The organism is Acinetobacter baumannii (assembly GCF_009759685.1).
Lineage (GTDB): Bacteria > Pseudomonadota > Gammaproteobacteria > Pseudomonadales > Moraxellaceae > Acinetobacter > Acinetobacter baumannii.
In genome coordinates this window covers 2,853,914-2,870,242 of the sequence record NZ_CP046654.1, presented here as the reverse complement: position 1 = coordinate 2,870,242, position 16,329 = coordinate 2,853,914, and the positions used below count along the sequence as shown (strand labels likewise).

Here is a 16,329-nt window from a genome sequence, read left to right as displayed (position 1 = left end):
ATTAAAGATTTAAATTAAACTCAAAGAGTCTTTTGAACGATTCATTGAGCTTCTATAAAATTATTTTTTTGTTTGTATCTCCCAAAATTTATCGCCCTCAGAATTAACATAGTCAGTTATAAAATTTTCAAAATTGACTGAACAATACCAATCTGAGCGATTATCAAAAGGTAAAGCGATAAGTACAGCGCCATAATCCTTACTTTCAGGATCACACCTTAACAGTAACAAATCTGAATCACCATAAAACTCACCAATTATCAAATCCCCCTTAGTGAAGTCTTTAGGTCTTAACTCTCTATAATATTTATTAGATGACTGTAACTCATCAATACTAAATATTCTCGCTCCCCATTGCCCATATTCCTCATCCTTGAATAAATCAGCCCCATTACTAACTAAAAGGAACTCCTTAAACTCTGTTGGTAATTGCAAATCGATATCACCAAATCTATCTGGTGAAATACCATTATTCAAAATACAACGAAACTGAAAAAAAGTTTTTTCTCCTCTATGAACAGCATGCTTTGGCTCTTTACTCCAAAGAGTCTCTATTTTTCTTAATGCTTCATTTAACAGCTTCATTTACATATTTCTCCAAAAAGAATTAAACTCCTGTTGATGTGTTTTTCTTTGCACAGGTGTTAAATTCCAGAATTCATTTGTTCCACCAAACTCTCTAGGTTTAATATGATGAATATCATATTCAGACCAACCACCACGCGGAGTTTCATAACCTCGTTTATACCACTCCTGAATAAACTTACCACGTTCTTGCGCTCCCCAAGAAACACGACTTAATTCAGGTACTTTTTTTAAGTCACCAACTGGAAATGATATAGTTCTTCCTGTTCTTAAATCGGGTACATTCGGATAAAAATCACCTGCCTTATTTAAAATTTCACGATTTAGCCCAGCAGAATAATTTTTTCCAATTATATTCTTTTCGGATTTCAGAATATCAACATTCTTGCCTGCTTTTAAATCAATACCTATTAGCAAATCAATTGCTGCAAATGCTCTATCCCCAGGTGTGGATGTAGGGCTAATCAAAGTTTTGATATTGTCCCCAATATCAATTACTCCCTGAACACCTTCTTCCTTAAAAATCTTAATAACATCGTCGGGTTTAAGATTTGCTCTTACTGAGGCTGGCATATCAGTAATTCTTTTAGCTACTCTATATGCCGCTTTTCCTGCGGTTGTTGCAAGCTTACCCAATGTGTTGTTTTCAACAGCTATATTCGCACTATTTGCCGCAGTATTAACATCGTATCCAGCAAAAGCAGCTGTCGTACCCGCAATAAGTTTACTTGTATCCTTAATTTTTGTTCTTTCTGCATCTGTTAGGTCGAGTGCAGTTTTACCCGCTGGAATCATAAGCTCTGCAACTATTTCACCAACCCCTGCTCCAATTGCACCCGCTTCACAACTCTGTTTTGTAGCTGCCGCCGTAGCACACCCCACAACAGCATGGGCAATTTTATGAATTGTATATTCAAATATGTTCGGATCGACTTTATCTAAACTCGTTCCAATCTGACTAGCCAACTCTCCTTGTAATGCCCCTGCTAGACCTGCAAGTAAGGCAACCTGTAAATTATCTCCCAGATCTCCACCATTAATTGCAGTTTGTACTAAAGTTGATCCTACTGAAGATGCAAAATTGTTTGCCAATCTGTCTGACAGAAGAGTACTGTCTGGTTTTAAATTTAGAGCAGTACCAACTTGACTTAATAAACCTGCTGTTACCACAGATGCAGCCAGATTTTTAATGGAGTCTTTACTTCCCATCTCTTTTAGGGTCTTACCAATATCCCCACCGTTATTAATCAGACCAATACTTGCCTGAGCAGCTAGACTCGTAACTGCTGCATTTGCCATTGCCCCTAATGTTGATGGAACGATTGCTCCTGCTGCTGTAGTCGTCACTCCAGCAGTTCCAAGCATACTTGCACCCAGTCCTACAGTTGTACCACTTGCTGCGGTTCCCCCCGCTGCTCCAGCCGCTGCAGCAGTACCTGAACCCATCGTAGCAATTGTCACAATGATAACAATAATGGCAGCTCCAGCCGCTGTGAGACCTTGTGATTTATAATCCCAATCCTTTTGGGTTAATAAAACTGTTTGCCAATCTATATCTTTACGGTTTACTAAATCTTTAAGATAGGCGCTTCCCGGTTGATTTGCTAATTTTAAAATTGCATCACGTAATTCGACTTTATTAACATCTTTTTCACTAATAGGAACTTGTACACTTAAACCACCTGCTGCATTAAAAACTGGGGGTTGTGGTCCATTAAAATTAGGGAGCTGTGCAGTTTCAGTAATTGATCCTTTGTCCTGCATAGACTGCCAGACAACAGAGTTCTTTTTTCTATTTAGGCTTTCTTCAACTAGATTCTTTGCAGGAACTAAAGTAATCGTTCCCCCTGCCTCAATTGTAGCACTTTTGAGATACGTAAACTCGGTCCCTTCAAGTCTTGTGTCATATCCTGATTTTGTACCAATATAATCAGCTTTTAATTTTGCAGGTATTTCTGTAGTTTGATTTCTGGTTGCATTGGTTTTTGACGTACCAAGATTAATCCCTAACCATGAAGATTTTTTAACCTGATTTACGTTTGAGTTATTCACAGCAGCTACAGTTAAAAAATTCAGGTCTCCGCCAGATCGAATTGAAATTTTTCCGCCATTAGCATTAAATCGGGCAGAATAAATATCTACAGATGTATTCAAAGCAGGATCTCTTGTACCATCTGCCCGTAACGGGTTTTTAAATTGGCTGATAACGTTAATATTCTTACCATAAATATCAACAGAAGCAGGTGTTACAACATCTCCAATCGTTGTTGTGGTGGTAGTTTTTTTCTTACCATACCAAGATCTTTTCGTTTCTGTTTTTGTACTACGGTCATATAAAGTTTCAAGTGCCGTATCAAACAATATACTTTTATCTGCTTCAATATTTACATCACCTTGAGCAGAATTAATCCCTACACCTTGCAGTACTAAATTGTCATTAACAGTTTTCCCTATAGCACGTATGTTTACCCCTTTATTTCCGTTTATATTCGTTGGATTTACATACTCTCTATAACTGTAATTCTGGTCAGTCTCGTTACCCTTTTCGTATACATCCAAATTACCGTCAATAATAATACTTGCACTTAGTTCTTTTGCAGTGGTCCCTTCTTTTTTTGCAGTAGCTCGATATTTCCCATTTAAAACACCCTGAGCTTGAATATTAACTATTCCTTGTTTTGCATCAATATTTGCGCCAGTAATTGAAACTCCTTTTTTAGAAGATATATTAATATTTCCAGTATTCGTAGATAACTCGCTATTAAAGTTTTCCACCCCAGTGATTGTGTTAGCGATAAAATTTTTCTTTTCCTGATCATCCTGACTGTTGATTAAATCTTTCTTCTTGGATACGCCATTGACTTTATCAGCAATCCCATCAATCACAAGGTCTCCCTTTGTTGAAACGATATTGATATCTTTTTGAACATTTATTTTTGTTCCTTTAATATCGACGCTTGTACCTTCTAAACTAAGACCACCTTTCCTAGAGATGATGCCAACAAAACCTGCTTCATTTAGATTAGGTGCAAAATTTTCACCTTCAATCCTTATGGCTCCTTGTTTAGACCGAACATCAATATCATTTTCTGCAACTAATGTGATTGTGTCATGCCCATGAGTTGGTTTAATGACAAAGTCTTTATTAAGCTGAATCGACAAGTTACCGTTTATATTTTTTAGTTTAGTATCTAATTGAAGTAACTCACTTCCAGTTGCTCTAAAATCTATTCCGTTATTCGATAGCTGGTTTGCCTCAACAATAACTGCTCCACCATACCCTTGCCCATCAATACTTCCGTTACTAATTGCAGATAAAACACCTTTAGCATCTAAAATATAATTTTGATAAGCATTGATATTCCCCTTCGAGCTTAGGGCAATATGTTGATTTGCTCTGGTATTTGTGCGTTCTAATATAAGATCTTTATCGGAGTTTATTTCAATATTTTTTGTGGAGTTTAAATCAATATCATGTACTTGAGCATTGTTTCCTGCCCGAATTGATATTCCACCATTCGATGCATTAATTACACCGCTGCTTATATCTAAAACTCCGGTTTTACTCCACAAAGTTACGTCTTTTGCATTAATAAAACCTGATGCAACTGCAGCTTTCATACCCGTGGTATAGCCATTATTGCCATCTAGTGTTAGATCCCCGCCAGAAAGAAGTAATACATTTCCATCTGTAGACTTAAGATCCACCGTATTTATTTTTGTAATAGCATTTTCGCCTTTTGACCCTAGGATAATTCCATTTTTTGCATTTATTCTATTTTTTAGGGTATACCATCCATCATTTTGAGTCTCAAGATTTACATTCCCATTCCCCAAAATTGAAACTTTACCTTCAGATGAGCTTACATTGAGACTTTTTGCATACAGGTTACCGATGTCAGTTTGCACATCAATATCTTTTTTTGTCAGTAAGCTTGTATCGGTGCGAAGGATAAGATTATTTTTTGCAGCTATATTTATCGTACCTTGTGTTTTTAAGCTCACAGGACTGACATCATTACCGATCTCAATATCATTACCAGCGTATAGATTTATATTATTAGAATTTTCCTGAACAATAGAGCTATTTAGTTTTATATTTTTTGCACCCTTAATATTAAAATCTTTTCCAGCATAAAGTTTGGTATTATTAATACCTAACAAAGAACTTGCAGTATTACCCAAACTTATTAAATTTACATTTCCAGCTTTAGACTCAATGCTGGAGTTAGCAATATTTAAATTATTTTTTGATTGGATGCTAAGATCATTATTACTAGTGATCCCTTTTCCATTTTGTATATCAATATTATTGTTTGCTAATAGAGAAATATCACCTTGACTTAAGATGTTGCTGTCCTTTCCTAAGTTGAAATTCAATGAGTCACTATAGATGCCCCCTCCAACTCCAGCATTTTGAATATTTACATCATTTTGTAAGCTAACATCTCCTTTAGCCGATAAGAAAATAGAGCTTAACGTTGTTCCTAATTTATCTATTTTCCCTCCATTCAATGCCAAGTTTCTATCTGAACTTATAAATATATTGCCATTTGATTGGATTGCCCCCGAAGAGGTAAAATCTCCATTATTTTGACTAGATAAATTTAATACAGAATTTTGGCTACCTGTAGTTTTGATGGTTCCGTTATTTTCAATTTTCCCTGCACTTGTAATTACCAGATTGTTGACTGCCTGAATGGTCCCTGCGTTAGTCACGCCCAAACCTTTTTCAGTTCCCATCAAATAGATGTTGTTGGCATACATCCCACCCAGCGCTTTAACATCCACAGCCAATGCCGGTGCAGTTCCAGTACCTGTTTTAGCTGTAACCTCCTGTAAATCTGCACTGACATTATTTGCCCCTGCAATCACCTGAATATCATTTTTGGCACGTAGCTCAGCACTAAGTTCTAATGCACGAGCATAGAGGTCAACATAGTTTGCATCATTATTATTTCCCCCTAATCCAAACTTAGAGTTAGGATTTGCTGAAACCGTAATTCTTCCTTGATCAACTGTGAACTGTTTAATACTACCATCGGCATTTAATTGAGGTTTACCTGTGGTAAAAATTGCCTTATTGGCATTAATAAAACCACCACCTTTAATGTTAATTCCAGATGGGTTGGCAATAATGACATCTGCCATTTGCCCTGCAACTTCCAAGTTCCCCTCAAAACGTGAAGCGGCTGATGAATTTACTTCATTGAGGATGACACGCGCTTCACCAGTCGCTAAAAATGGGTTTGCCGCCACTGCTCCTACGGTTTTAGTGGTAGCCCCTTGGCGGCTGTTATTTAAAACAGCACCTTCAGCCAATACATCAAACTGTTTATAGATATTGTGGGAAATACCATTTTTAGGAGTCTGAATGTTAACCACTGGAACAGTTTTACCTGCTGAGTTCTTACCAGCAGCTATGATAGCTCGGTTTGCAGCATTCGCTGCACTATCTGCAACGATATCAGCATAGACTGGAGCAAAAGGCACCAATAAGCTCATACTTGTCACTAATGCCTTGACATGCCACAGTTGATGAAATGATTTTTCTTGTCCCGATGATTGCCCATAACTCACTATTTCTGAGGAACTAGATTGCCCTGCCGCCTTGCTCTGGCTTCTGACATTCTCGGCAACTGCCATAAACATGTTACGGGCTTTGTTAAAAATGATTCGATAAAGATTTTTATTCATAAGTCAGTTTTCTCTAATTAAAATGAATCTCAAGTTATTAATAAAATTAATAAAAAGCATTTAGACTAAATCCCAAAATCCAGTCTTTTTTTATACTCTTTGGTGCGATTAGGCCTCGCCCTGTAAAGGCATCAATATAAAAATGGTTCAGATAACTTCGTAGTCCTACGACACTCCCCATCAGATGGCGCTGTCCGGCAATACTGTTCTCACCGTTCACCCAGCCCTGATCTACAGCCATGTAAAATTGAGTATTAGGAAGTTGTGTATTTACGCTGATTTCCTGTTGTAAATACTGTCCGTTATCGCCTGATAGCATCAATTCACCATCGAAACCTCGGACGCTATAACGACCACCGATATAAAAACGATCATTAGGCACTAAAACTCGTGGAGCATATTGTCCACGCCAGTTCAGACGGTATTGGGCTGGCGTATCCAAAAGCTGAAATGGCATTTGAAAACGTAAATCGGCACTCCAGATCGGAGCACGGGAATACCCTTCTGGCGGTAATGGATTTTTATCAACATCCTTAATTTGTTCTTCTGGTGCTAATAATGCATCAAAGGCACCTGTACCATGCCGATAATCCAAGCCTGCATCTAATACAGCAACCCCCAGATATTGCCGATGTTGTATTCCTGCATTCCAGCCTGACGTTCTTCTACGTTGAACTTCAATTTCAATATCATCAATAAAGTTTGAGTTTTGCTTATGGTAGAGCTTGCCATAGAGACTGGTTTTATGTTGCCCACTTCGGCTAAGGACTCGAGATACATTCAAGTTACCCTGCTCACTTAAGCCGTGATAACGTAGTACACTATTTGCACCCAATACATTTTGCTCGTATTGATAACGGCTATAGCTAGTACTGAAATCATAGTTTCCTAACGGAAGCTGATAACTTACAAAGTAGTTTTTATTTAAGTCTCGATGTAAGTTATCTAATGAATGACTAAAATTAAAGGAAAGAGAATCGCTTAAGTAGAATGGATTGTTAATATTGACTCCTAAGCTACCGATGTATTTACCAGTATCTTTACTACCTGAATTATCCAAGCCTAAATTTAAACTGATCTTTGAATGTGCCTGTAACTTAATAACCAGATCGCTATAACCTTGAGTTTCCTGAACAGACTCGTTTGACGGCAAAATTTGTATATCTACCGTATAAGCTCGTTTTAAGTTTTCTAGCCCCTGATCAAGTTGTTGTAAATTCAGGAAATCACCTTCTTTAAAGGGTAAAGCTGCTTTAAGTTGTAATAAGGAGAGTTGCTCACCTTCTACGATGATTTTACGTAAGCGCCCAATCTGCACACCAAGTCGCAAAGAACCTTGCTGGATATCTTGAGGGTCAACAGTAACCTGACTGGTAATAAATCCTTTTTTAATCAACTCATTTTGGGCAAAATTAACGAGGTTATGTAAGCTTTGCGTACCGATACATTCGCCAATGATCTTCTGGGGATGGTTCCAGATTGCCCGAAGCATAAAGTGAAATTTATAATATTCAGGGTCCTGTAACGTTTTGCTATCAAAATTAATATTCTTGACCTGAACACATGGCTCTTCCGGAACAACTATAGTTTTAAAATCCTGCAATTGGGTAGTGACAGGTTTAGGTGGAAGTTGAGTGATTTGCGCTTCTAATTGTTGATTAAGCTCTTTTAAACGTTGTTCCTGACGTATACGATCTGGTAAAGAAATATCATCGATAGCATAAGCATGCGTAGCTAACCCATATAAAAGAAAAAAAGCGTGAGTAAAAAAAATTTTGTTTTGCATAAAATATTATTTTTAATTTACCAAATAGATAAAAAATCAAACAAAAACTACATGAATCATTCATAATCAACAATAAATGTCATAAAAAATTCATAATTGAAACATTTTGGAAATTTTTTAAATATTTTTAATTTTTATTAATGTATACCCATGATTTAAATATTTAGAAAACAATAATTGTTCATTAAAATTAATTTCCATCTTCTTTTATAAAATATAAATTCAATTCTTTTCATATTTTTAGAAGTATTTTACTTACTAGGCTAATTTTTATCATTATTATTAAAAAAGAAGATTTAATAGGAATTAAGCAACCTAAAACCACTCAACTCCTTACAAAGCCTTAATCAATCCATCAACTTTTTACGGCGATACAACCCACAATCCCCTGAAAATAGCGCTGCCAACAAACAAGTAATAATCGCATAAGTGGCAACATTCATTCCAAATAGCTCAACAGCTAAAATAATAGAGGTTAACGGTGCCTTACTCGCGCCTGAAAAAAGACTGACCAACCCTAAGCCTGCAAGCAATGAAATAGGCAGGTTTAAAACCGCCCCTAAAGCATTACCTAATGTCGCACCCACATAAAAGAGTGGTGTAATTTCACCACCTTTAAAACCCGAACCTAAAGTAATGGCAGTAAAAATGGTCTTGTTAAAAAAGTCGTAAAACTCAATCGGCACATAAAAAGATGAAATGATTTTATCTGTACCCAAACCATTGTATTGCTGATGCGCAGTGAACAAAGTGAGTAGCATAATGACGATACCACCCACCATCGTTCTTAAAGGCAAATACCGAACATATTTATAAAAGACATCACTCGCAAAATGAATAGCTGCAATAAAGAAACGCGCAACTAAACCAAAGATCAACCCTGCCGCAATCAGGCTCATGAGCGTTCCAAAATGAATGGCTGGAAATTCACTAATCACATAAAAAACATGCGGATGAACAATTTCGAATAGCTCAGGTATGGCCGAAGCAATCAGCGCCGACACAAAACATGGAAAAATGGCTGAGTATCTTAAATTACCTAAGGCAGTAATTTCTAAACCATAGATTGCACCCGCCAGAGGCAAGCCAAACACCCCAGCAAAGCCCGCGCCGATACTGGCGATTAAGCAAATTTTTCGGTTATCTTCCGAGATTTTTAAAATATGGCTCAGGTGGTCAATTAAAGCACCCGAAAGCTGAACCGCTGGCGCCTCTCGCCCTGCCGAACCACCAAACAACTGCGTTAAAATTGAGGTAATAAAAATGATGGGACTCATTCGTTTTGGAATAAACGACTTGGGTTGATGAATTTCATCTATGAGTAAATGAGTTCCACGTTCAATCGGTGATCCATATTTTTTAATGAGATAACCAATACCAAACCCCACGAAAGGCAAAAAGTAGATGAGCCAGTGATGCAGGCTTCTCACTTTATTTGAAATATCAAAAGCCACAAAAATTAAAGTCGATGCCAACCCTGCAACGACTCCAATCACAATCGAAATGACGAGCCAGTAGACACTGTATTTTAGAATTTGATCATATTCAGATGAAGGTAGAATTTTCATTCGCTTTCTTCAATTCGCCTTTGAGTGAGTGCCAAATTCTCAAATTGTTTTTATGCTGCCAGCTCATTAAGTGAGAAATGCTTAAACTGGGCTAAAAATTAAAGCCCGCATATGCGAGCTTTCAATACAGTGATTAATTTTTAGTATCACCAAACTGTGACAAATATCTCATAATTACTGTGTTTTTTCAAGACGAAATTCGTTAACGACAACGTTGAAAAAATTCCTCACTGATTTGATAGATAAAGGTTATGTTGAGTCTTAGCGAACTAAGACTCAATCAATTTAAAACAGTTCATAGCTTAGTGAATACTCGCAATGGCAGTTTCTGCATGGCAGGTCGTGCCTTTTTCGGCACCAATCTGAATAACACCACTTCGATGTGCCAGTACCTGCACTTCCATTTTCATGGCTTCCATAATGGCAACCACTTGCCCCTCGGTGACCTGCTCACCATTTTCAACTTTCCAAGCACTAATCACACCATTGATGGGTGCCAGTAAATGCTCGGCACTGACTTCTGGCTCGGCTGTTTGGGCTTGAACGGCGGTTGCTGGCCCTTGTGCAAACATGCCCGCAGGTAAACCTAGACGGTGTAACTTGCCATCAATTTCAATGTAGCTGAGCAGCATTGGTTGTTGATGGTTTGGAATGCCGCGTTTGGTTGGCTTTAACTCTTGTTTAAAGTCATTTTCGATCCAGCGTGTATGTACATTAAATTCATCGGTAAAGTCAGGTTCATTGAGTACCGCACGGTGGAAGTCTAAAACCGACGCCACGCCTTCAATTTTGAATTGTTTCAAAGCACGTTTCGCACGGGCAATTGCAACTTCGCGGGTTGGACCACTGACAATCAGTTTTGCCATGAGTGAGTCAAAGTGGCTAGATACTAATGAACCCGTGCGAACGCCAGTGTCCATGCGTACCCCGTTACCAAACGGCGCTTCAAACAAACTCAACACACCAAAGGCCGGAATAAACCCACGGGCTGGGTCTTCGGCATTAATACGGAACTCTATCGCATGACCTTGTGCTTTTGGAGTTTCTTTAATAGAAAGCACTTCACCTTGAGCCACGCGAATTTGTTCAACGACCAAATCGACTTTTGAGGTTTCTTCGGTCACTGGGTGCTCAACTTGCAAACGTGTGTTTACTTCTAAGAATGAAAGCTTGCCGTCACGACTCAGTAAATATTCAACTGTACCCGCACCCACATAGTTTGCAGCCTGACAAATGTTTTTTGCCGAGCTTAAAATTTGCTGATAAATCTCATCGCTAATAAATGGCGCTGGTGCTTCTTCAACTAACTTCTGGTTACGGCGTTGCAACGAGCAATCGCGTGTACCCAGTACCACAATATTGCCATGTTGGTCGGCTATTACTTGCGCTTCTACATGGCGCGGTTTATCTAAATATTGCTCGACAAAACATTCACCACGACCAAAGGCAGCTTTTGCCTCTCGTACTGCCGACTCATAAAGCTCTTTCACTTCTTCGAGTTTCCACGCGACTTTTAAGCCACGGCCACCACCACCGAATGCGGCTTTAATGGCAATTGGTAAACCATATTGTTTGGCAAACTCTAAAGCTTCATCTGCATTATTAAGTGGGTCTTGTGTACCCTGAACCAACGGCGCACCAACCGAAGCTGCAATTTTACGTGCTTCGATTTTATCACCTAGTTTTTCAATGGCACTTGGAGATGGCCCTACCCATTTTAAGCCCGCATCAATCACAGCTTGGGCAAATTCAGCACGTTCAGATAAAAAGCCATAACCCGGATGGACCATGGTCGCTTTTGATTTTTTTGCAACTTCAATAATGGCTGGAATATTTAGGTAGGTTTCACTGGCAGTTGCACCAGCCAAGCCCCATGCTTCATCCGCAAGTTCAACATGCATGCTACCAATATCGTCATCTGCATATAACGCGACTGAAGAAATTCCCATATCACGACAAGCATGAATAATACGAACAGCAATTTCACCACGGTTAGCAATCAATAATTTTTCTGTATTCATCATTCATTCTCAAAATCTGTAAATTCGGCAATTTTTTTAAATTTGATGCGGCAACCTGCCGGAATCTGTGCCACCAAATCCCAATGGTGTTTAGCAACTGAGGCAATGACCGGATATCCGCCCGTTAAAGGGTGATCATTCATAAACAAAACGGGCTGACCACTCGGTGGAATTTGCAAAGCGCCAATGCATGTGCCTTCACTTTCCAGTTCATGGGTGATTTTGCGAGATAAAGGCTGTGCACCTGAAAGTCTTAGCCCGACGCGGTTGCTTTCATTGGTTACCAACCATTCTTGCTGACAGAGCAGTTCAATACTGTCTTGTTCAAACCAGTCTGTACGTGGGCCCATCACAATATCTAGCTCAACGACTTCGCCAGCTTTTGGCAAATCACTTTTACCCACTTCATTTACACTAATGTTGGTTGCCTTTACCTGTCCCTGATAAATGGTATCTCCAAGCTTTAAAGGCTCTGGCCCTAACACTGCCAAGCTATCAAACGAAGCACTATTGAGCACTGGTTCAACGTCGATACCACCGCGAACTGCCAGATAGTTTCTTAAGCCTGCTGTCGGCGGCAGAATTTGAAATTCATCGCCTTCGTCCAAATCAATCGGTTGATAGCTTGCAAAGTCTGCGGTTTGACCATCGGCAAATTTCACACGAATGTTTGAGATCGCGCCTGCCACCGCAATAACGCCTGCATGCTGCATTTTGGCTTTTAGGCCGCCATTTAAAACTTCAATGACAGGTGTATCGGTTGGGTTACCCACAATACGGTTGGCACTATGCATGGCAGATAAATCCATTGCACCAGCCACGCCAACACCAATATTGGTCTGGTTTAAACGCCCTTCGTCTTGAATAAGCATTTGTAGACTTGGCGCCGTGATCGTAAAAAGTGGCACAGACTTAGACTGTTTAGACTCAACCTTAAGCGTGATTTGTTGCGGTACAGTCACAGTAGTTGGTCGATGCGTGACATCTTCAAAATGTACGGTCATACCCGGTAACAGCAATGCAGGATTTTTACGCTCTAAATCCCACATTTTTTCTGTTGTTGTACCAATCAGCTGCCAACCACCCGGACTGTCTTTTGGGTAAATACCAGAGTATTTTCCAGCCAACCCCAAAGAGCCTGACGGTATTTTTTTACGGGGAACCGTTAAGCGTGGAATATCGGTAAAAGGCTTATCGGGACTGCTCATATACGCAAAGCCCGGCGCAAACCCAATAAAAGCCACATTCCACACGCTTTGGTGATGTTTTCTAATCACATCAGCAACAGTCAGCCCTTGTAACTCGGCAACTTGCGCAAGGTCTTCGCCGTTATAGCAAATCGGCACAATCACTTCTTGGCCGCTACGCTCAAATCCAGAATCAATTTTGAGGCTCTGAATTGAAGCAACCAGCGTTTTAAAACTGGTTTCGATCTCATTAAAAAAAACCAAAATTGTTTTTGCAGCGGGGACTAAGTCTTTAATTCCATTCAATTGCGTATTTTGCAATTTATTGTACAACGCCAATGTTTCTTCTAAGCTCGCAAGCTCAATAAGAAAACAATCGGCGTTTACCGATAAAAAACGCATTTGCTTATCCTTTTTAATTCTTCTTTAGCTATTTAGCCCATCCAAGCACGGTCAGGAATATCGGTAATAAACATGTAACCCGGTGCATGACTAATCGCAAAAGGAATTTTCGAGTTCATGACTGCTGCTTGCGGTGTTACCCCACATGCCCAAAATACTGGAATTTCACCCGCTTCAATACGGGAAGCATCACCAAAGTCAGGCTTATTTACATCCTTAATACCTAAGCTTTCAGGGTGCCCGATATGTACAGGTGCCCCATGTACACTTGGCATACGCGCTGTAATTTTTACTGCTTCACTAATTTGATGAGATGGAATTGGTCGCATGGAAACCACCATATTTCCTGAAATACGCCCTGCCGGTTCGCACTTTATATTGCTCAGATACATCGGCACATTGGTGTCATCATGAATGTGGCGAACTTCAATCCCCGCTTCTTGCAAAGCTGTTTCAAACGAAAAACTACAGCCAATTAAGAAAGTCACTAAATCAGGATGAGCATTATAAATCTCTCTCGCATCGGTCACTTCATCGACCATTTCGCCATCTTTCCAAATGCGATAACGTGGAAAGTCAGTTCGAATGTCTGAATCTGCTGCAAGCTTAGTTGCATAGATGCCTTCTTCGAGCACATCAAGCACTGGGCAGCTTTGCGGGTTACGGTGTGCATAGAGTAAAAAGTCATATGCCCAATCTCTTGGCACTGAAATCATGTTGACCTGCGTCATACCCGCAGCCATGCCCGCCGTTGGTTTATCGAAACCTGCACGGATTTTTAAACGTGCATGTAATGCGGCTTCAAGCTGAGCTGGGTCGACTTTAATATCCTTATACATTGCGCTCTTCCTTATGCTTTATTTACAAATGGTCGAATTTCAATATTATTTTTTACAAGCTCGGCTTTAATGGCAGCCGACATTTCTAGTGCACCGTCGGTATCGCCGTGTAAGCAAATCGTGTCAGCCTGAATTGGGGTAAATACACCATCAATTGACTCAACCCCACCATTTTTAAGCATAGACACCACACGGCTCGCAACAAATGCCGAGTCGTGTAAAACCGCACCTTCTAAACGGCGAGACACCAATGAACCATCGCTGTTATAAGCACGGTCTGCAAATGCTTCGGACACAACTTTTAAACCAGCAGCTCGTGCTTGCTCTACCAAGTTAGACCCCGCCAAAGCAACTAAAACCAGTTCAGGGTTATACATTTTAATGGCATCAATTACGGCTGCTGCCTGAGCTTGGTCATGGGCAATGGTGTTGTAGAGTGCACCGTGTGGTTTAACGTACTGCACTTTTGAGCCAGCTACTTTCGCTAAACCATCGAGTGCAGAAATTTGGTAAAGCACGTCGGCAATGAGTTCGTCACGTGACAAATCCATATTACGACGGCCAAATCCAACAAGGTCTGGATAAGACACGTGAGCGCCAATAGTCACGCCAAGTTCAACCGCTTTACGAACTGTTTTTAAAATGCCGAGCGGGTCACCAGCATGAAAACCACAAGCAATGTTGGCACTGGTCACAACAGGTAAAATCTGGTCATCATTACCCATTTTCCATGAGCCAAAGCTTTCGCCCAAATCACTATTTAAATCTACAAACATGGCATTATTCCTTTATCAATTCATGTCGTCTGGCTTAAAGTTTGGTCAAATAATTAAATACTGTCGTAAATGACATATAGCCCATCCACCACGTCAACAAACATGTTAATCCACCTAAAATAAGCAACCACTTTGGATAGTTATAATTACCCATTAAATCTTTACGGCATGCAGCCACATACACAAAAATTGTAAGGCCAATTGGCAACACCAATCCGTTAAAACCACCTACGAAAATGAGTAGGCCTGCCGGAGTTGCACCCAATAACACATAGAGCAATAACGCTAATGCGATAAAGGTAATGGTCGTATAGTTGGTCTGTTTTGGTGTTAAGTTCTTTTTAAATGCAGTAAAGAATGAAACTGAGGTATATGCTGCGCCGATCGTGCTACTAATACCAGCTGCCCAGAAAATTAAACCAAATAATTTAAAACCAAATGTGCCTGCCGCATATTGGAATGCTTGGGCTGCCGGATTGGCATCGTGACTGGCTAAATCAATATGAGCACCGCTTACCACCACACCTAAGAATGCTAAGAACAACACATAACGCATGATGCCGACTACAATAATGCCCTTGGTCGCAGCTTTGGCAACTTCATTAATATTTTCAGGTCCAATAGCGCCTTTATCGAGTAAGCGATGCGCACCTGCGTAACAGATATAACCACCAACTGTACCGCCAACAATAGTGGTAATAATGGCAAAGTCGATTTGGTCTGGAGCAAAGGTTTGCTGAACTGCTTGCCCAACAGGAGGCATTACAATGACGGCCACAATAATAATCAGCAAGATTTTAAGCAATCCCAACACGATCATGCTTTTATCCATGGCAAGCGTGGCTTTTTTAGAGGCAAAAATCAAAATGGCTAAGGCGCCACTTAAAATACCGCCCCACTTTGTATCTAGGCCAAAAAGTGCATTTAAACCTAAAGCTGCACCTGCAATATTACCGACACTAAAGAAAAACCCACCCAATATCACCAGAAACGCCAGTAAATAACCACTACCCAGTAAGGCTTTATTGGCAATGTCTGATGCACGCATCTGGGTAAGTGTCACTACTCGCCAGATATTTTGTTGGACGACATAATCAATCAAAATAGAAATTAAAATTGCAAAGCCAAATGCAGCACCTAACTTAACTGTAAATACAGCAGTTTGGGTTAAAAATCCTGGCCCCATTGCAGAGGTCGCCATCATAAAAATTGAGGCAACAATGGCCCATTGGCGATCTGATAAAAAAGAAGATTTCAGTAAAGACATATTAATGCGTTCCTCATCCATTTGAGCTTAACAACGCTATTTTCAAATTGAATCAAGAACATCATTTTTTGTCCCAAACGATATTCTTTAATCCTTTTAAATGACAAAGATTCCCTGTTCCCCAATCAACACAATCGGTGATCAAATCTTGTGTTTAAAATAAGAACATAGCTAATCCCTACGAACAATAAGACTTTTTAC

General features: G+C 39.7%; 9 protein-coding genes. All 9 read right to left on the bottom strand.

Annotation, left to right across the window (positions count from 1 at the left end):
• Positions 1–60 precede the first annotated feature (60 nt).
• The 9 genes from GO593_RS13775 to GO593_RS13735 all read right to left on the bottom strand — a co-directional run bounded on the left by GO593_RS13775 (position 61) and on the right by GO593_RS13735 (position 16,149).
• Complete coding sequence (locus GO593_RS13775; RefSeq protein WP_000771520.1) at positions 61–585, bottom strand: SMI1/KNR4 family protein; 525 nt, start codon at positions 583–585, stop codon at positions 61–63.
• Positions 586–6,282, bottom strand: a complete 5,697-nt coding sequence (locus GO593_RS13770) for a two-partner secretion domain-containing protein (protein ID WP_001039033.1) — start codon at positions 6,280–6,282, stop codon at positions 586–588.
• A gap of 46 nt (positions 6,283–6,328) precedes the next feature.
• Positions 6,329–8,068, bottom strand: coding sequence for a ShlB/FhaC/HecB family hemolysin secretion/activation protein (locus tag GO593_RS13765; protein ID WP_001179932.1), 1,740 nt, complete (start codon positions 8,066–8,068; stop codon positions 6,329–6,331).
• A gap of 347 nt (positions 8,069–8,415) precedes the next feature.
• The gene (locus GO593_RS13760; RefSeq protein WP_000698629.1) at positions 8,416–9,636 is read right to left on the bottom strand and encodes a chloride channel protein; all 1,221 of its coding nucleotides are present in this window, start codon (positions 9,634–9,636) and stop codon (positions 8,416–8,418) included.
• Between the two features lie 302 nt (positions 9,637–9,938).
• On the bottom strand, positions 9,939–11,657 hold the full coding sequence (locus GO593_RS13755; protein WP_001090999.1) for an acetyl/propionyl/methylcrotonyl-CoA carboxylase subunit alpha: 1,719 nt from the start codon (positions 11,655–11,657) through the stop codon (positions 9,939–9,941).
• Complete coding sequence (locus GO593_RS13750) at positions 11,657–13,246, bottom strand: 5-oxoprolinase subunit B/C family protein (RefSeq protein ID WP_001211809.1); 1,590 nt, start codon at positions 13,244–13,246, stop codon at positions 11,657–11,659. The genes GO593_RS13755 and GO593_RS13750 overlap by 1 nt, the downstream gene beginning before the upstream one ends.
• Before the next feature lie 32 nt (positions 13,247–13,278).
• Positions 13,279–14,085, bottom strand: coding sequence for a putative hydro-lyase (locus GO593_RS13745; protein WP_000276209.1), 807 nt, complete (start codon positions 14,083–14,085; stop codon positions 13,279–13,281).
• Positions 14,086–14,096: 11 nt separating this feature from the next.
• Positions 14,097–14,861 (bottom strand): LamB/YcsF family protein, encoded by a 765-nt coding sequence (locus GO593_RS13740; RefSeq protein ID WP_000496072.1) that lies wholly within the window; start codon positions 14,859–14,861, stop codon positions 14,097–14,099.
• Between the two features lie 34 nt (positions 14,862–14,895).
• Entirely contained in the window at positions 14,896–16,149 is a 1,254-nt protein-coding gene (locus tag GO593_RS13735) for an NRAMP family divalent metal transporter (protein WP_001984095.1), read from the bottom strand.
• Positions 16,150–16,329 lie beyond the last annotated feature (180 nt).